Here is a 17,658-nt window from a genome sequence, read left to right on the forward strand (position 1 = left end):
AGCCTTAATCGCTTATTGTTCTTTTGTTTTAAAATAGTGGTTAAAAAAAATATAGCTGGAGAAAAACGAAGCGATGGGCAGAATAACCACTGCGGCCATCCCCGTCAGCAAACTAATTAATAGCTCCCCAACAAAAGCTTTAGAATTAATGATCTCAAGAAAAGAGTAATTCAAATCCTGAATCCAAATAATCAAGGCCAAGCTCGAACCCATAAACGCAAATAGCAACGTGTTGATCGTCGAACTGAAGATCTCATGCACGACAGTCATGCTGGAATGCAGCAATTCCTTAAAGGTCCGATTTCCAGTGCGTCGATAGATTTCATAGGTTGAGCTGCTGACCGCGATACTGCTGTCGATCACTGCGCCGGAAAAACTCATCAGAATAATCGAGAGATTCAATTCTGAAAAAGGAACAGCCACCGAGAGATCCGTCATTTGTAATTCATCTAGCTCCTCTAACGCAAACCCATGTACCTTAACAAGCTGGATCAGCGGCAGGGTAACTAGAGTGAAGGCGATCAAGAAGAACAGCACACAAAGAAATGCCGCTTTTGTTTTTTGATTGACGTCATTGATATAAAACAATGTCACGACTGTTACACCCAAAAAGATCAAAAAAGTGATCGGATAAACCGGAAATCCTTTACTCAATAAATAAAGCAGTAAAATGAACAAACAAAAATTGGCAAAGGTTCCTGTAATCATGTAAATCGAATTCTTTTTAAAGAGCACCACCATCAACACCAGCAGAATCAAAGTAAGGCAGATCAGGACACTCATCGCAACGCCCTCCCCTTCATTTTCTCCGCCACACTAAACGCCAGCAACGCGGCTGGAACAGACAAGACAATGGCAAATCCGCCACACAGCGTTCGTAGGATTTCTAACGACAAATGCATTCCTAAAACCTCAGAGAAATTCCAGCCATTTGCCATATAGAAGACCACGGAAGGAATCGCTCCGCTAAGATAAGCGAACATCAAGACATTGATCATCGATGAGGCGGTATCCTGAGCGATCTTCCTACCAGACTGGAGTAATTTCTTCAGTGAAAGCTGGTCATTTTGTGCCCGAATCTCATCTAAAGCAGAAATGATCGTTACGACATTATCCATGCTGGCACCAATCGCTCCAATCAGTAAGCCAGCTAAGAATACCGAGCGGTAGGGACGGGTGATAAATTGCATCTCTTCATAACGTAAGCCTTCATCCTTTAATAAATTCATTGCGATTACGCAAATTAAAAACGCGAGAAAAACACTCACTAATGTCCCAAAGAGCTTCCGTCCGTCGAGTTTTTTAAAGCCATAGGATGTGCCCATCGCCACAAAAACTGCGATCACTGTGTAAATACTCATGAGAAGCATCAAGGATAAGCCGTTATTCTGTTGACTGAACCAAAGAAAAAAGAGCAGCAGAGCACTGTTTAAGGCTAAGCCGATCAAAGAACGAAGGCCTTTTTTCCCGCTGATGAACAGTACGGTCAAAATGAACAGCCCAAGTAAAATGAATACATAGCCATCTCTTTTCAATGCTGCAACGCGCCAATAATTATCAGATTTTTGCAGGATTAGCTGATTGCCTTTGCGATACAAAGGCGAGACACTCTCATTTTCATAGTACGTTGTTTCTAACGTTACTGTCCCCTTCTTGTTCAACAGTGTTCCTTTTATTTTCTGTGTATTTGAAGCGGTGTTCACCGTTACTTCCTCGACACGCAGTATGGGTTCTGAATAGAACACGCTGCTCTTTGTTTGGATGAAAAAGCCTAGCAGGATAATGGCGAATAAAGCGATTATATAGGTTAGGATTTTTTTCATAGAGACCCCCTTCTAGTGTTCTAATCTATTCATTCTAACATCTCTATGCAAAGTTAGGCATGCCTACAATTGTTCCTTAATAAAAATTAGAAGAAAAAATCTCCTAGTCAGATGGTTGATTAGGAGATTGGACTTGCTATTTTTTCACTTGATTTCGTTTGGCTTCTTTAATGATTTTTAACGCCCGTTTGCGTGTTTTGATATTCGGACTTTTTAAGCGGCGATAAGCACTCGCTCGATCTGTTTTTTCCATGAGTCCTCTCCTTCTTCCTTCAATTAATGGGCCAGCATTTCCTGAGCAATCGTGTGTCCGCTCATTTTCACTGGGTAATAAGTCGGCCAATTGTCCATTTCCTCCAGCAGAGCCTTCTGACTTTCGCCACCGAAATAAATATGGAAATGCGCGGCTTTGGCTGGAGCTATTCCGTGATCGCTGAATTGCACATATTTGTAGTTTCCAGCATCTGGATCTTTTGTTTCAAAGGTAAAACGAACGCCGCGATTGCCCTTTTCATAGGTTAGAATTTCGTACCCCTTGTACTCATACGTGTATTTGTGTTGTTTGCCATCAACGATAAAATCGATTTGCTTGTCTGTGATTTTGATTTCATTGACATCCGTTTTATACCCTGTTTCATAATATGCTTTGTATTCGGCAGCTGTTTTATCCTTCTTTATTTTTGCTTTGTAATCAAAAACCTGATCTAAGGCTCCCTCTTGCAATAACGGATAAACCGATTGCCAATCACCGGCATAATCCGATAATTTCCGATCCTTCACCTGAGAATCCTTGAAATAACCGTTATAGACCGTTTGCTCTGTCTCTGCTTGTGCTTCCGGTTTAATCTCTTTTCCCGCCACATCTGTGGTCTTCTTCAAGGCAGATAAATTTTCCTTCATAACGGAAATGTAGTCCTCTCCGGCGTCCATTTGTTTCTTCGTCAAGCTCTCTAATGGATTAAGTACTTCTAAGTTCACTTTGGTTTCATCCGCAAGTGTTTTGGCTGCTTTTCCTTGATTATTATTTTCAAAATAAATGTATCTTATGTCATTGTCTTCAACGTAATGCTTCAACTCTGCAATACGTGATGGGTCTGGCTCCTGATCGGGGTTGATTCCCGAGATCCCCACCTGATTCAATCCATAATCCAAGGCTAAATAACCAAAGGCTGTATGCTGCGTGACAAAGTTCTTTTGTTTTGCTGCTTTTAACGTGTCAGAGTACTCTTTATCCAACGCCTCAAGCTTGGTTAAATAGGCCTTCGTATTTTTTTCAAAATCTGCTTTCTTTTCTGGATATAATTTGGCTAATTGATTTTTGATTGACGTTACTTCCTTGATCGCTCGATGGGGAGATACCCACGTGTGAGGATCATAGTCATGATGATGCCCCTCTTCATGGCTGTGGTCATGCTCTTCTTCGCCTCCTGGCAACAGAAGCATGTCCTTAGTTCCCTCGATAACATTAGGCTCACCTTTTTTCCAAGATTTCACAGCACTTGGTACCCAAGCTTCCATGTTTTCGTTGTGATAGACAAATACATCCGCATCCGTAATCTTCGCCATGTCTTTAGCAGAAGGCTCGTAATCATGCGGCTCCGAGCCAGCAGGCATTAATAAACTTACCTCACCATCCTCTCCAACAATGTTTTTCGTAAAGTCATACATTGGATAAAATGTCGCGACAATTTGTAATTTCTTGTCTTTGTTTTCCGAAGCCGCTTGATTGTCTTTACAAGCACCCAGACCAACTAGCGCCAATAAACTAATCAATGCCATTCCTATCTTTTTCTTCATTTGGATCTCTTCCCCTATTCCTACGCGAATTCTTCCTGTTTTCATCCTTCACGTTTATTAAAAAAACAATTTTTTTATTTTTGACCTTCATTCTTATTCAGTCATTGAACCAAAGCCAAAACAAATTCTAATATCCCTCCTATTTGAAGTTCGAAATAGTATTGATTTAATCATTACTATTTACGTCACCCAAATCGTAATCGTTACGATTCAACAGCAATACTTTATCATTGCTTAAAAAGCGTGTCAAGATAAAATAACATGAAATTCCATTCATGTGAGTAGTTCATCATTTCTTCTTTCGATTCCTGGTAAACTCTTTTAACTTAAAACACTTTTTAAGCAAAAAAAGAAACGACTAAAATCATTTTGATTTTAATCGCTTCAACCGTTTATGCTAATTGTTCCTTCTCAAACTGACTATTATATAAGTCAGCGTAAAAGCCCTGTTCATCCATCAGCTCTTCATGGTTCCCTTGCTCGATAATGTTTCCTTCTTTCATGACTAAAATCAGATCCGCATTTCGAATGGTGGATAGTCGATGAGCGATGACAAAGGAGGTCCGATTATGCATTAATTGATCCATCGCTGCTTGAATCAACTCCTCTGTTCGGGTATCCACAGAACTGGTAGCCTCATCTAGAATCAGCATCGGTGCATCTTTAATAATCGCACGAGCAATCGTCAATAATTGTTTTTGTCCAACGGATAAGCTCACACTATCATCTAGGTAAGTATCATAGCCCTTCGGCAGTGTTCGGATAAAGTGATCAATCCCTACTGCTTTACAAGCCTTTACCACCGCTTCGTCGGTAACATGCTGCTGATTGTAAATCAGATTTTCTTTGATCGTTCCTTCAAATAGCCAAGTATCCTGCAATACCATGCAAAATTGGTCGTGGACCTCTTCTCGCGTCATATCCTTTGTAGAGACACCATCAATTATAATCTCTCCATGATTGGTTTCGTAAAAGCGCATCAACAGATTAACGATCGTTGTCTTCCCTGCTCCAGTTGGACCAACAATCGCGATTTTTTGACCCGCCTTTGCTTCAACGCTGAAATGATGAATGATCGTCCGTTCTTTTTCATAGCCAAAGCTGACATTCTCGAAGCGAACATTGCCTTCCGGCTTCCGTAATTTGGTTGTTTTTTCTGATTCATCAGCCAATTCCTCTTCGGCTAAAAATTCAAACACACGATTCATTGCCGCTGCCGCCGACTGCAGATTCGAAAAAGCTTGCGCCAACTGTGATAGCGGCTGTGAAAACAAGCGGATATAGACAGTAAACGCGACGATCACTCCAAGAGTGATGTCGCCTCTCAGAGCTAAAACGGCGCCAACTACGCAGACTGCAACATACCCAAAATTTCCGATAAAGCCCATTAACGGCTGCATGATCCCAGATAAGAATTGTGCCTTCCACACACTGCCATAAAAATCCTGATTCATCTCACCAAACTCAGTCTTCATATCCTCTGCGGCACTGTATGCATTAATGACCTGTTGTCCAGAATACGCCTCTTCAGCAAAGCCGCTGATATTCGCAAGCTTTTCCTGTTGCTGATTAAAATGGACTTGGGATTTAGCCATAATGACCGCCATGAATAAAAAGCCTAATAGAACAGAAATGACTGAGGTGATCGTTAATATAAGATTTGTTCGAAACATCATGATCAGACAACCGATAAAGAGCGTGATTGATGGAAACAAGGAGCTCAAGCTTTGATTCAAGGATTGGCTCACTGTATCCAGGTCATTGGTCACACGACTCAAGGTATCCCCCTGACTGTGAGAATCAAAATAATTCAACGGCACAGCATTAATCTTTTCCGATATCTGACGACGCATTTGTTTTGAAAAGCGTTGTGTTACTGTCGCTACGATGAAGCCTTGAAAATAAGAGAGAACCGCACCGATTACATATAATAGAACTAAACTTAAGCCAATCTGGCTGATTTGTGTGAGATTGATCGATCCTCGCAGGCCTTGAGTAATCAAATCTGTAATCTCACTTAATCGATTCGGTCCGACGATTTGTGTGATACTCCCGATCGTTGCAAAGATGATCGCTAAAATCAGTGGCCATTTGTATTGATTCAACGCGTTTAAAATATTTTTGCGCAAAGGATGTGCCTTTGGTTGTGTTTGAATGTTTTCCAATGTATTATCCATTAACTAATTCCTCCTTCGACAGCTGTGAATACGCAATCTCTTGATAGACTGAGTTGGTCGCCAATAATTCGTCATGGGTTCCTTGTCCGACGATTCGTCCTTCATCCAAAACAAGGATCTGATCCGCATCCATGATGGTACTGATTCGTTGAGCAACAATCAGTTTTGTCGTATCAGCTAATTTTTCTTTTAGTACCTGACGTAATTTTTTATCCGTTTTGTAATCTAGCGCAGAAAAGGAATCATCGAACAATAGAATTTCTGGCTGCCTTGCAATCACACGAGCAATTGCTAGACGCTGCTTCTGTCCACCGGAGAAATTGCTGCCGTTTTGAGCGACCGGACTCTTTAGCTTGCCCTCTTTTTCATTCACAAATTCACTAGCCTGTGCAATGGACAAGGCTTCCTGCATTTTTTCTTCATTCAGCGTCTGATTACTGCTGGTTCCGAAATCAAGATTCGACTGGATCGTTCCGCTAAATAAAATTGGCTTTTGGGGAATGTAGCCGACAATATCATTTAAATTCACGTGACTATACGTATTGATCGGCTGCCCATCAATTGAAATATTCCCTTCGGTTGTTTCATAAAAGCGAGGAATCAAATTCAGGATTGTACTTTTTCCGCTGCCGGTCGAACCGATAAAGGCAACAGTATCCCCCTGATCGGCCTTAAAGCTAATGTCATGAATCACAGGTTCAGAGGCATCCGGATAGCGAAAGGATACATGATCGAATTCTACGGTTCCTTTGATCTCTGATTGTGTTTTCTCGCCTTCCGTTGGAAATTCAACGGAGGATTTTTTCGTTAAAACTTCGTTGATCCGTCTAGCGGATACGGTCGCTCGAGGTAAAATCATAAAAATCATCGACATTAAAACAAAGCTCATTACTACCTGCATCGCATAAGAAGAAAAGACGATCATATCACTGAATAAGGAAAGCTTTAGTCCCCCTTGAGCTTGTTGAATCATGTAGGCACCGATCCAATAGACTGCTAGTGTCAGTCCGCCTGAAATCAGGCTCATTCCCGGACTCAGCAATGCCATTACGCGACCCGCGAATAAATTCGTTGCTGTGAGATCCTGATTAGCCTTCTCGAATTTCTCTTCTTGATAGTCTTCTGCGTTATATGCTCGAACCACTCGCAGACCCGTTAGATTTTCCCGTGTGATACTGTTAACTTTATCGGTTAATTGCTGCACTTTGGCAAAGCGCGGCTGCACTAGTGTCAAAACGACCGATAGCATAATCAATAGAATCAAAACAGCAACTCCTGTCGTAGTGGTCCACTGCCAATTTTTTCCGGCAATTTTCAATACCGCCCAGACCGCCGTGATAGGTCCTTTAATCATTACTTGCAGCCCCATCGCGACAACCTGTTGAATTTGCGTTAAATCATTGGTTGTCCGAGTCGTTAAACTGGGGATCGAGAATTGCTGAATCTCATACGTGGAATAATCCATTACTTGTCCAAACATCTCTTGACGCAGGCGGCAAGTCAAGCTCGCTGCTAGCTTTGCAGCGAATAAACCGACGATTGAAGAAAAGACAAAGCTCATTAGAGAGAGCAAGATCATCCAACTGCCAGGCTTCAAAAGCTCATTGATTGCTGTACCGGGACGTTGCAATAAAGTGGTAATTTGTGACATATAATCAGGGACCTTCAAGTCCATCCAGACTTGTCCAACGATGAACAAAACACTTGCTAGCACTAACAACCGTTCTTTTGTATTGGTTCGTTTTATTAGTTGTATCATAAGAAACCTCCTTGTTTGTTGCGTTAACACCGTTGAATAACGGGTAAAAATGCTGCTTTATATTAGCATGCTAACTATTAGTAGAAATAGAAATCTGATCGTCAGGACAACCAGATTATTGTTGAATATTTTTTTTGAACTTTTGCATTGTAGCATAAAATTGTGCAAGTTCTTCTTCTGAAATCCCTTGCTTCAAAATATTTTCAATATCCTCGATATTTTTTTCAACCTCGATCGTCGTTTGAATCGCTTTTTCCGTGACAATCAATTGCTTTAATCGTTTGTCCTTTTGCGAAGGAGCTGTCGTTAAAAAGCCATTCTTAATCATCCGGTCTACTAAATTACTGGCCGTAGATTTTCGAATTGACAACTGTTCCTCAAGATCCTTTTGATAGATTTCTTTGTCACGATTATGTACCAAATATCCTAAAGCAAAGCCCTGAGGTCCTCTGATATGACCCCCATCACTCGTTTTTTCGATATGTCGAGCAATCAAAATTGATAATTCTCTAATCGCGAATCCAATTGTTTCTGGCTCCTTCATTCTATTCTCTCCTCAAATAGTTATCATGCTAACTATATTAAAACGATTTTTCTTTTTTGTCAATCATATTTTTTGAGATATAACGTCACACCATCACTAACGAGAATACAAAGTACGCATGCAACGAAGACGCAAATTATCTTGTTACTGGCAGAAGGTTCACCAAATTTGAACCACAAATACAGAATCATCGATGCAGTGAAAAATAAGCTGCCAAACAAGCGATTGGAAAATTGCCAGATGCGTTTCCCGTAGCAGAGAAAAGCAATCCCCCGATAACCGATACCACCTGTATAGGGTTGCAGACTGATCAGTAAAACAACAAGACCCACCGCGCCAAATAACAAGGGAATCGAGTCGACATGTGCTCTTTCAATCGCGTTCACCACTAACATTGTTTTCCCTCCTGTTTTCTACCTACGATCCTTTGTCTTAATTATAGTCCTTTCTTTTGATAAAAATATAGGCTAAATTCGACGCAACTCTTATCTTTGTAAACAAAAAGGTGTGCCTAAAGTAACCGGCACACCCTTCATTGCTTATTCTGCTTCGTAATTTAACTCTTTTAAATTGGATTCTTCTCTGGCTAATCGCTTGATTCCGCCGATATAGAAGACACCCGTCAAAAGAGCCGCACATGCATCAGCGAAAGGCGCCGCATGAAGCAGCCCGTCCATTCCCCAAGTTTGAGAGAACAGCAAAATCGCCGGAATCAATAAGATGATTTGACGTGTCAGTGTTAAGAAAATAGCAGAACGCGTCCGTCCCGTCGCTTGAAAGAAATTCGACGCAACGATTTGAAAACCAATAACAGGTAAGAATAGAAACCAGGTTTGAAGAGCCTTTGCGCCAAAGGCGAGTAATTCCGGCTCATTATTAAATAAACGCACCAATTGTTCTGGCATGAACCGAGTCGCTAACCAGCCAAGTAAAACAATGATCGTCGCGATCGTAATCGCATACTTTTGAGTTTCTCTTACACGTTGAAATTTCTTCGCGCCAAAGTTAAAGCTGACGATCGGCTGAGCCCCTTGGACCAACCCAGTGATCGGCATCAATAAAATCGTTTGAATACTATTTACGATTCCCATACCGGATACCGCAATATCGCCTCCATAGCTTAAAAGCGTCATATTCAGCACGACATTCAACACACTGTTTCCCAACTGTAAAAGAAAATTCGGCATTCCCAACGCCGTGATCCTTGTGGCAATCGAAAGCTTGATCGGCATATTTTTTACTTGAATCTGATGATGGCTTCGCTTACTTAAGAAATACGACAAAATCCAAACCATTGAAATAAATTGAGACAAAATCGTTGCTAGAGCCGCCCCGGCCATTCCCATATCCAACACGTAGATGAAGACTGGATCAAGAATGATATTTACGCCAGCTCCCATGAACATCGTGATCATCGCTAACTTTGGTTGCCCATCTGCTCGTAAAAAGTTATTCAAACCAATACTGACGATTTGGAACACCGCCCCAGAAAAGATGATCCGCATATAACTCATGGCAAACGGTAAAATCTTTTCACTAGCGCCAAATGCGGACAACACCGGTGATAGGAAAATATGCCCCAGCAGCATAAATAAAAGACCGCTAATAATCAACAGTGAAAAAGCATTTCCTAATGCAAGCTCTGCGTCCTTGGTTTTTCCTTCTCCCAGCTTCATGGAGAAAAGTGTCGCACCGCCTACTCCAAACAAAATACCAATCGACAGTAAAATGATCATGATCGGAAAACCAATCGTGATCCCTGCTAAACCATTTGCCCCCAACCCTGGAGCATGTCCGATATAAATTCGATCCACCACGTTGTACAACGCGTTAACCACCATACCAATAATTGCTGGAATCGAGAATTGCCATAATAATTTTGAAACTTTTTCAGTTCCTAACGGATTTGCCGCCTCCATTTTTTACCCTCCTTTTAAATCATGCTGTTCAGTTTTTTCAACCATTTCCTCCAACAACTCAAAAAGCAGCTCTTGCTTTGCTTCGTCCATCCCCTCTAGCACGATCTTGTTCCAGCCGGAGAATTTCTCTATCATTGCTTCTCGCATGTCCAAGCCTTTTTGGGTTAAAGAGATTTTATTGCAGCGTTTGTCCTTTTCATCTTTTTCCTTCGTGACTAAGCCCTTTTCTAATAGGGACTGTACGGTTCGAGTCGTCAATGCCTTGTCTACTTGAAGATAGGCGCTGATTTCCTCCTGCGTGACCGCGTCATGTCGATAGAGATACATCAAGATCGGCTGTTCCGCGGTTGTAATGTTTAACGGCTTCATCGCCGCATTTAAATAAATTTGATTTTTTCGATACAAAATCGAGATCAAACGTCCAACACTTCGTTTCATAGGCCTCATCCACTTTCAAAATAAATTAGTTGACTACTCAACTAATTTACCAAATAATAGTTGAGTGGTCAACCATTATTTGAACAAAAGAAAAAACGATTGAACATAACATCAATCGTTTCCTCTTTTACTATTCAACCTAATAGCGGCTGCATCTTGTTTCCACAATACTGACTCGTAGCTTTCAATAATGGACCGATCATTATTACACCAATAATTGGTCCAATCATAAATTTTCCCCCTAAAATCATGCCGGTCACAAAACAGATCAGGTCAAGACCCATCCGAACCTTTGCTAGATCAAACGTTAGTCGTTTGCTTAAGGCAAAACTAAGGGCAATGTACCCTTCTTTTCCCGCGTTGGTCGCAGCGGCAATTCCAGAACCGATCCCGATAAAGGAAATCCCGACGATAACGACCAGCACTTTTACCCCTGTTCCGACATTCAGCGATATCTGATTGATAATCACGTCGGTAAAAATACTGGTAGCGATGGGATTTAAAATGGTCGCGAGACCTAACTCCTTTTTATCCAGCAAAGCGACGATAATCAGACAGGTACAAGTGACTAATAATGAGGCTTGTCCGACGGTAATCGGCAAATGCTTGGCGATCCCTTCCCACAAAACACCCAAGGCATCCGCACCCAATCCCGTCACTACACAAAGCCCGACACCCACACCAACTAAGGAAGAGCCCAGAACAGAGATTACATTTCGTAAAAACATCTTCATTAATCCAATTTCGTTCCATTTGAGGCGATGACCTCTTTGTACCAATAGAAGGAGTCTTTTCTTATTCGCTTGCACTCTTTTGCATCATCGTCTGTTCGATCAACATAGATCAAGCCGTAACGCTTTTTGTATCCATTGCTAGTAGACAGCAGATCAAGGGCTGACCACGGCATGTATCCAACAACCTCAACCCCGAGATCCATCGCACGTTTCGTTGCTTGGATATGCTCACGGAAGTAGTCAATACGGTAATCGTCATGAACTTTGCCGTCTGGTGTCAGCTCATCGTAGGCGCCTAAACCGTTCTCTGTGATCATGAATGGTACGCGGTAACGTGTATAAAGATCACGGTAGACATATTCCAAACCAATAGGATCAATCGCCCAATCCCAGTCAGTCGTCTTCAATTCTGGATTTGGACACATTTGATAAAAGCCAGGGTGAGTCTCAAAGCCGGACATATCGCCTTTTTTACCCGTTAAATTATAACCAGACCATCTGTGCTCAGTGATATCCTCTGGACAAGCATGGGCACATTGACTGTCATAGTAGTTAATCGCGAAGAAATCGGACAGGTTTTCAGCAAATAATTGCTCATCGCCTTCCTCCATCTCTGGAGCCAAGCCATGCTGCTGCAAATAAGTCAACGCTGCCACATTGTAATAGCCGCGGAAGTAAACATCTAAGTAATACGTGTTCCGCAGATCATTGGCATTCAACGCCGCGATTTGATCCTCTGGTTTACAGGTACGAGCATAGACAGGGGCATAACCCAAAGCTGGACCAGCTAAGCCTCCCACCTCATGAACATATTTGCACGCAAGCGCCTGTGCTAAGTTCATATGATGATTGATCTGATAGCGCAATTGATTGTTGTCTTGATATTCTGGCAGGATATAGCATTTTTGTGTCCAATACTGCACGATGATACTTTGTTCATTGATAGTGATCCAATACTTGATATCATCTTTGAACTCATTGATGACATATTTCGCAAACCGTGCAAAATCATCGACTACTTTACGAGACAGCCAGCCGCCGTATCGCTCTACCAATGGCCAAGGCAAGTCATAATGATACAAAGTCGGGATTGGCTCGATGCCGTTTGCTTTCAACTCGTTGATTAGATCCCGATAGAATTGGACACCCGCTTCATTCACTTCGCCATCGCCATCTGGAAAAATTCGAGACCAAGCAATCGAGAAGCGATAGCTAGTAAAGCCCATCTCTTTAAATAAAGCGATATCTTCCTTGTACATATGGTAGTGATCACTCGCCACACTGGCATCCGCAAAGCCGAATTTTTCGCGACGTTCACTGTTTACGACATCTTGCTGAGATAAGCCTTTCCCATCTTCTTGTGCTGCGCCTTCGACCTGATACGCGCTGGTGGATGCTCCCCATAGGAAGTCTTTTGGAAATGCATTGTTCATGTGTTTTCTCTCCTCATCTTTTCTTTATTATTAAAACTGAAGGATGAGTCAATAACGGACTGCTTCAGGTTTCACATTGATTATTCTTTTTGATCGACGAAGCTGGTATCACCGATCTTTTTAACAGTGTATTTCCCATCTTTATACGTCAAAGTTGTCACACTGCAATTCGCGATTTTTTCACCTTGATATTCTCCTGGCGCGACACTTTCCAATAAAATCGGGATGATCCCACCCGAGGAAACGATCAGGATATTGCCGCCTTTTTTCGCGACCTTCTTCATTACCTGCGGCATCGCTTTTTCCACCCGTTGTTTCATCTGATCATAGGTCTCAGCGGTTTTTGTCGGATCAACTTCGGCTACTTTATTCGCTAATTCTTCTTCAGTTAACTGCTCCTTCAAGAAATCCCATAGCTCATCACTGCCTTCGGGATAGTCTAAATTCAAAGCTTTCGCAACCGCCAGATTCATCGCATCATTGGATTGTCCTTCGAAGCCGCCAAAATTTTTCTCCCTGAATCCTTTATTCTCAATGATCTGCGGTACCTTGTTGGTATTTTGAGCTAATATCAGCTGAGCGGTTTTGCGCTGCCGACCTAAATCACTGGAATAAGCACCGGTAAATTTAATATTTTTTAACCCTTCTCCAACTAACTTGGCCTGCGCTTCGCCTTCTTCTGTTAGCAAGCTGTCGCAAAATCCTTGGACTTGATTTTGAGTATTGAACCAAGTTTTTCCGTGTCTGACTACATAGATGGTTGTTTCTTTAGTCGGTTTCGTTTCTTTTGCCGCCTCCGCTGTTACTCCATTGAAATTTACCAACAGGATGGTCAACAGAGACAACACTGCAATTATTTTTTTCTTCATGCACCCTTCTCCTATTTCGTCATCACTAATTCAAATAAATCAACTAAATCCCTAGTCATGTTGACCTCACTGGTGATCGTCATTAAATGATCCTGTGCATGAGTAAACAGCAAACTTGGTGCATAGCACTTGCCTGCAGCTTCATTTTGGATCACTTCTGTCTGTGACCGGTGTGCCAAAACAATGTTGTCTTTTGCTTCTTTTAAGGCCTCTCTGGCACCTTCAAAATTCTGTTCCTTTGCAAATTTGATCGCTTCTTGTGCTTTGGTACGCCCATTTCCAGCGTGGATAATAATCTGCATGGCAACAGGAATCAATTCATTTTCTTCTTCCTCTAACAAATCTTTTTCATCCATCATAATAAAATTCCACCTTTTCTTTTTTAGGACGTTTTCCCGTCACGACCACATGACAGGAAAACGAGTCTTTCTTACACCGCTTCTGCCGGAGCAGTCATCGGTTCGTTCGCTTTTTCTTGTTGATGCTCCTCTGCGAGTACTTCCTTTTCGTAGACCTTGAAGAATGGGTACCACGTAAGCAGATACATCGCGAACAAAAGAACGTACCAGAGAATCGCTCGGAAATCCTGCAAGATCATCACACTGGAAATCGGTGCTGGAATCTGAGCAACCTGCATTAAATCCTGCGGAATATTCAATAGCCCGCCTCGCATAGCGAACCAAACAACACAGCTTCCTGTAATTGAATTAATCCACATCGGCATCATCAAGATCGGATTCATCACCACTGGCGTACTAAAGACGATTGGTTCATTGATATTAAAAAGTGAAGGACCTATACAAATACGTCCTAAAGTTTTCAACTTCTTGGCTTTTGAAAAGCACATTAACAAGTTCAATGTTAAGGTAGCTCCCGTTCCGCCCATCATGATCAGCCCTAAACTATAAACGGTTTCATTTGTTACGATATTCATTCCCACATCGCCATTCTTCATTGCTAAGGCATTCGCAGCAATGCCAGCGATAAATATCGGATTTTGAATTGCAGACCATAACCAGGTTGAGATGCCCATTGAATAAAAGAAGGCCGGAATCAACACAAGTAAGATCAACCCAGGCAATGACTGCCCGAAACTTTGAATCGGCTCAAACAAATTGATGATTACTTCGAAAACATCGATCTTCAATGCAAAAATCAAGGTTGACCATAAGGCTAAGCTTAAGAAAATCGGGATGATATTATTGATCCACTCTACAACAAAGTCTGGCAGCTCCGAATGCTGCAGCAGATGCAATTTACTGAAATAATGGAAGATGATACTGACAACCGCTCCAACGATTACACCGATCAGAATTCCTGTCGGCCCTATGCGTCCCATGTCGTAGACCCCTTCTTTCGCGGCAACCGGATGCAGCGTCATCATCAAGACACAGACAGAGACGATTCCAGCTGTAATGGCATAGTTAGGATGTTTAAACTTCTCCATGTATTGATTCGCCACCATGAAAGCCGCGATCAAACCGATCATTCCGAATGAATAATTTGAAATATTGCCCAAATCCGGTAATTGCGGAATATACGAACGAAAAACATTATAAAAGAAGACAATTGAGCCCGTCATAATGAAGGGAATCAATTTCTGCATGGCACTTGATAAGCCAGCTACAGAAGGCTTTTGAGTCAGCTTCTTCGCCTTTGGTGCAAAAGAATTCGCCAACCAATCCATAAATTTTTTCATTTTCCTTGTTCCTCCTCATTATTTTTCTAGTTTACTAAGTGCAAAATCCAACAAGCCTTCCCCATCAAGCATGCCGTAAATATCCTGTGGAATCACATCCACCACCACATTATGAGGGGCTGCTTGTTCAGCCATTTCTTCTTTAAAGGAAGCGTAGTGAGGACCTAATAACAAGATATCGATCGAATCTAAGTACGAAGCCACTTCACTTTCACTCCGAGCATCGATTGACCCGGAAATCCCGCGTTTTTTCGCAGCCTTTCTCGTTTTCTGAGCTAAAAAGCCACTAGACATTCCTGCACCGCAACATAATAAAATATTTAACGTTTCCATGACAAAGTCCTCCTAAGTTGTTTTTTCTGCACGTGCTGTTCTCTTTTACCTCTCTATTATTTCGATTTTTCACATTTCTCTCAACTAGACTCTTGCACGCAGGTCGTGCAACTCTCTATTTTTTCTTCTAGACTTTCACGCTATAATAAACAAAACGACCTATGGAGGGATGAGGCTATGAAAGAAAAGCAAGAAAATCTGCTAAAACTACTGCTGCAGCAAGATACTCCTATCTCTTCAAGAATGCTGGCGGAACAAATGAACCTTTCTGTACGTACCATCAAAAATTATATTTATGATTTAAACAAATTGGGTGCCTCTCCTGTGATCACTTCCTCTAACGCAGGCTATCAAGTGATCCGTGAGGAAGCCGAGAAATTATTAGATAAGCCAAAAAATGATACCGTTTTACCGCAAAGCTTCAAGGAACGTTCTTTTTTCATTATTAAACGGATTTTGATGGAGAATCAGCGGCTCAATATTTTTGATTTGTCAGAGGAATTATTTGTCAGCTATTCCACCTTAAAATCCGATCTTTCCCGTATGAACAAGGCCTACGAGAAATACCATGTGAAATTTGTGCTTAAGCAAGAGGAAATTCAGATCCTCGGTGAGGAGAAGGAAAAGCGTCGCTTGATCTCCTATATTATTTTTGAAGAAGTGCCTCATAAATTTATTGATAAACAAATTTTAGAGGCTACTTTTGATAAGGAGGACATTGAAAAGCTCTCTGGAATCATTCATTCGATTATGCAGGAATCAAATTATCACCTGAACGACTTTTCCTTCGTCAACTTAATGCTGCATCTGCTGATCCTGCTGGAATCTGTTCGCAATGATAACTCCTTAGTCAGCCGCAATTGGTTCAGCTCTTGGCTGCGGGAGGATAAAGCCAAGCTGGTGACAAAGATGATCGGTCAGATCGAAAGGGAATTTGACTTGACCTTGAACCGCTTAGAAAAAGAAGAAATTCATATGATTTTTCAAGCAAATGCCAATTACATTCCTTCCAACAATTTAAAAGAGCTGGAGCAGATTGTCGGAAAGGAAATCTCTCAAACCGTCGAGAACGTTTTAGAGGATGTCCGCCAAACCTTTGGGATCAACTTAATGAGCGAAAACTTCATCGTTCCCTTTTCTTTACATGTCAGCGGCCTTTTTTCACGTGCCAAGCAAGAGACTTCTCTGAAAAACCCAATGCTGAACTCCTTAAAGAAGGATTTCCCGATGGTTTACGATATCGCGGTTTATCTCTCTTTACGATTAAGCCGCCGATTCGACATTACCATCAGTGAAGACGAAACCGCCTATATTGCTTTACATATTGGTTCGGAATTGGAGGGGCAAAAACGAAATTTGTCGAAAATTCGTACCGTTCTCCTCTGTCCTAAGTATATGAACTTAGACGAACAGCTCTATGAAAAGTTGAATCATCACTTTGGCAATGATTTAATCATTCAAACCGTTGTCTCTAAATTTTCGGAAATTGAGGCGCTGGATTTCGAGCTGTTGATCACCACACTGCCTGTACCAGAAACGACAGATTTTATTGTGATCGAGGTGTCGCCGATTTTTAATGAAGAGCAGCGACTGATGCTGATTACAGAAATCGGAGATATTCGCTTGGATCGGAAGAAAAGTATTCTGAGGAAAAACTTTGAGGATTACTTTGACAAAAAATTCTTCACTAGCCAGTTAACGATGGATTTTTCTGATGCGGTAATCGATGAACTTTGCTGCGTGCTAGAGAAGGAGGCAATCGTTCCACCAGAATTTCGAACCCATGTCCTAGAACGAGAGCATGCTTCTTCAACAGCCTTTGAAGCGATCGCGATCCCCCACTCCGTTTATATGGATGCCCATCAAACCGTAATCAGTGTCGCCATCTCGGAAAAAGGGATTCGATGGGGAGAAAAAAGGGTGCATGTCGTTCTATTAGCAGCCATTAACGACATTGATCGCCGCTTGTTCACGGATATTTACGAAGCGCTGATCTCATTATTCGACTCTCCTCAAAGCTACCAGGAAATCAAAAAAATCAAGACGTTTGATGCTTTCCGCTCCTTTATTGATACAAAAATCAAACGAAATTATTGATACAAAAAAGCGATTGAAACCTATTGATTTCAATCG

At 41.7% G+C, this 17,658-nt stretch carries 17 protein-coding genes; 1 reads left to right on the top strand and 16 read right to left on the bottom strand.

Annotation, left to right across the window (positions count from 1 at the left end; genetic code table 11):
- Positions 1-12: 12 nt before the first annotated feature.
- The 16 genes from IGI50_RS14780 to IGI50_RS14855 all read right to left on the bottom strand — a co-directional run bounded on the left by IGI50_RS14780 (position 13) and on the right by IGI50_RS14855 (position 15,525).
- Positions 13-783 (bottom strand): YibE/F family protein, encoded by a 771-nt coding sequence (locus tag IGI50_RS14780; protein ID WP_438777468.1) that lies wholly within the window; start codon positions 781-783, stop codon positions 13-15.
- Positions 780-1,823, bottom strand: a complete 1,044-nt coding sequence (locus IGI50_RS14785; RefSeq protein WP_438777469.1) for a YibE/F family protein — start codon at positions 1,821-1,823, stop codon at positions 780-782. Before IGI50_RS14785 ends, IGI50_RS14780 begins: the two co-directional genes overlap by 4 nt.
- A 136-nt stretch (positions 1,824-1,959) precedes the next feature.
- Positions 1,960-2,076 (bottom strand): putative metal homeostasis protein, encoded by a 117-nt coding sequence (locus IGI50_RS14790; RefSeq protein ID WP_438777470.1) that lies wholly within the window; start codon positions 2,074-2,076, stop codon positions 1,960-1,962.
- 23 nt (positions 2,077-2,099) lie between these two features.
- Positions 2,100-3,620, bottom strand: a complete 1,521-nt coding sequence (locus IGI50_RS14795; protein ID WP_438777471.1) for a metal ABC transporter solute-binding protein, Zn/Mn family — start codon at positions 3,618-3,620, stop codon at positions 2,100-2,102.
- 392 nt (positions 3,621-4,012) lie between these two features.
- Positions 4,013-5,797: an ABC transporter ATP-binding protein gene (locus IGI50_RS14800; RefSeq protein WP_438777472.1), complete on the bottom strand. Its 1,785-nt coding sequence runs from the start codon at positions 5,795-5,797 to the stop codon at positions 4,013-4,015.
- Complete coding sequence (locus IGI50_RS14805; protein ID WP_438777473.1) at positions 5,790-7,556, bottom strand: ABC transporter ATP-binding protein; 1,767 nt, start codon at positions 7,554-7,556, stop codon at positions 5,790-5,792. Before IGI50_RS14805 ends, IGI50_RS14800 begins: the two co-directional genes overlap by 8 nt.
- A gap of 115 nt (positions 7,557-7,671) precedes the next feature.
- Positions 7,672-8,100, bottom strand: coding sequence for a MarR family winged helix-turn-helix transcriptional regulator (locus tag IGI50_RS14810; protein WP_438777474.1), 429 nt, complete (start codon positions 8,098-8,100; stop codon positions 7,672-7,674).
- 59 nt (positions 8,101-8,159) lie between these two features.
- Entirely contained in the window at positions 8,160-8,495 is a 336-nt protein-coding gene (locus IGI50_RS14815) for a hypothetical protein (RefSeq protein WP_438777475.1), read from the bottom strand.
- Positions 8,496-8,639: 144 nt separating this feature from the next.
- A complete protein-coding gene (locus IGI50_RS14820) occupies positions 8,640-10,019 on the bottom strand; it encodes an MATE family efflux transporter (protein WP_438777476.1) in 1,380 nt (459 codons plus the stop codon).
- Between the two features lie 3 nt (positions 10,020-10,022).
- Complete coding sequence (locus tag IGI50_RS14825) at positions 10,023-10,457, bottom strand: MarR family winged helix-turn-helix transcriptional regulator (protein WP_010745124.1); 435 nt, start codon at positions 10,455-10,457, stop codon at positions 10,023-10,025.
- Positions 10,458-10,591: 134 nt separating this feature from the next.
- Positions 10,592-11,191, bottom strand: a complete 600-nt coding sequence (locus IGI50_RS14830; protein WP_438777477.1) for a YitT family protein — start codon at positions 11,189-11,191, stop codon at positions 10,592-10,594.
- Positions 11,191-12,624, bottom strand: a complete 1,434-nt coding sequence (locus IGI50_RS14835; protein WP_438777478.1) for a glycoside hydrolase family 1 protein — start codon at positions 12,622-12,624, stop codon at positions 11,191-11,193. Before IGI50_RS14835 ends, IGI50_RS14830 begins: the two co-directional genes overlap by 1 nt.
- Positions 12,625-12,704: 80 nt before the next feature.
- Positions 12,705-13,493, bottom strand: coding sequence for a histidine phosphatase family protein (locus IGI50_RS14840; protein WP_438777479.1), 789 nt, complete (start codon positions 13,491-13,493; stop codon positions 12,705-12,707).
- Positions 13,494-13,504: 11 nt separating this feature from the next.
- On the bottom strand, positions 13,505-13,849 hold the full coding sequence (locus IGI50_RS14845; RefSeq protein ID WP_438777601.1) for a PTS lactose/cellobiose transporter subunit IIA: 345 nt from the start codon (positions 13,847-13,849) through the stop codon (positions 13,505-13,507).
- A gap of 74 nt (positions 13,850-13,923) precedes the next feature.
- The gene (locus tag IGI50_RS14850; RefSeq protein ID WP_438777480.1) at positions 13,924-15,192 is read right to left on the bottom strand and encodes a PTS sugar transporter subunit IIC; all 1,269 of its coding nucleotides are present in this window, start codon (positions 15,190-15,192) and stop codon (positions 13,924-13,926) included.
- Between the two features lie 18 nt (positions 15,193-15,210).
- Positions 15,211-15,525 (bottom strand): PTS sugar transporter subunit IIB, encoded by a 315-nt coding sequence (locus IGI50_RS14855; protein WP_438777481.1) that lies wholly within the window; start codon positions 15,523-15,525, stop codon positions 15,211-15,213.
- Between the two features lie 177 nt (positions 15,526-15,702).
- Here IGI50_RS14855 and IGI50_RS14860 point away from each other — a divergent pair, with 177 nt between their 5' ends.
- The gene (locus tag IGI50_RS14860; protein WP_438777482.1) at positions 15,703-17,622 is read left to right on the top strand and encodes a BglG family transcription antiterminator; all 1,920 of its coding nucleotides are present in this window, start codon (positions 15,703-15,705) and stop codon (positions 17,620-17,622) included.
- The last annotated feature ends 36 nt before the right edge of the window (positions 17,623-17,658 follow it).

This window comes from Enterococcus sp. DIV0170, assembly GCF_051710765.1.
GTDB lineage: Bacteria > Bacillota > Bacilli > Lactobacillales > Enterococcaceae > Enterococcus_A > Enterococcus_A raffinosus.

Excerpts from the sequence above, each read along its gene's own strand:
- IGI50_RS14810 (WP_438777474.1), bottom strand. The coding sequence starts at position 8,100 with ATGAAGGAGCCAGAAACAATTGGATTCGCGATTAGAGAATTATCAATT.
- IGI50_RS14850 (WP_438777480.1), bottom strand. The coding sequence starts at position 15,192 with ATGAAAAAATTTATGGATTGGTTGGCGAATTCTTTTGCACCAAAGGCG.
- IGI50_RS14785 (WP_438777469.1), bottom strand. The coding sequence starts at position 1,823 with ATGAAAAAAATCCTAACCTATATAATCGCTTTATTCGCCATTATCCTG.
- IGI50_RS14820 (WP_438777476.1), bottom strand. The coding sequence starts at position 10,019 with ATGGAGGCGGCAAATCCGTTAGGAACTGAAAAAGTTTCAAAATTATTA.
- IGI50_RS14830 (WP_438777477.1), bottom strand. The coding sequence starts at position 11,191 with ATGAAGATGTTTTTACGAAATGTAATCTCTGTTCTGGGCTCTTCCTTA.
- IGI50_RS14835 (WP_438777478.1), bottom strand. The coding sequence starts at position 12,624 with ATGAACAATGCATTTCCAAAAGACTTCCTATGGGGAGCATCCACCAGC.
- IGI50_RS14840 (WP_438777479.1), bottom strand. The coding sequence starts at position 13,493 with ATGAAGAAAAAAATAATTGCAGTGTTGTCTCTGTTGACCATCCTGTTG.
- IGI50_RS14845 (WP_438777601.1), bottom strand. The coding sequence starts at position 13,849 with ATGGATGAAAAAGATTTGTTAGAGGAAGAAGAAAATGAATTGATTCCT.
- IGI50_RS14860 (WP_438777482.1), top strand. The coding sequence starts at position 15,703 with ATGAAAGAAAAGCAAGAAAATCTGCTAAAACTACTGCTGCAGCAAGAT.
- IGI50_RS14825 (WP_010745124.1), bottom strand. The coding sequence starts at position 10,457 with ATGAAACGAAGTGTTGGACGTTTGATCTCGATTTTGTATCGAAAAAAT.
- IGI50_RS14795 (WP_438777471.1), bottom strand. The coding sequence starts at position 3,620 with ATGAAGAAAAAGATAGGAATGGCATTGATTAGTTTATTGGCGCTAGTT.
- IGI50_RS14800 (WP_438777472.1), bottom strand. The coding sequence starts at position 5,797 with ATGGATAATACATTGGAAAACATTCAAACACAACCAAAGGCACATCCT.
- IGI50_RS14805 (WP_438777473.1), bottom strand. The coding sequence starts at position 7,556 with ATGATACAACTAATAAAACGAACCAATACAAAAGAACGGTTGTTAGTG.
- IGI50_RS14780 (WP_438777468.1), bottom strand. The coding sequence starts at position 783 with ATGAGTGTCCTGATCTGCCTTACTTTGATTCTGCTGGTGTTGATGGTG.
- IGI50_RS14790 (WP_438777470.1), bottom strand. The coding sequence starts at position 2,076 with ATGGAAAAAACAGATCGAGCGAGTGCTTATCGCCGCTTAAAAAGTCCG.
- IGI50_RS14855 (WP_438777481.1), bottom strand. The coding sequence starts at position 15,525 with ATGGAAACGTTAAATATTTTATTATGTTGCGGTGCAGGAATGTCTAGT.
- IGI50_RS14815 (WP_438777475.1), bottom strand. The coding sequence starts at position 8,495 with ATGTTAGTGGTGAACGCGATTGAAAGAGCACATGTCGACTCGATTCCC.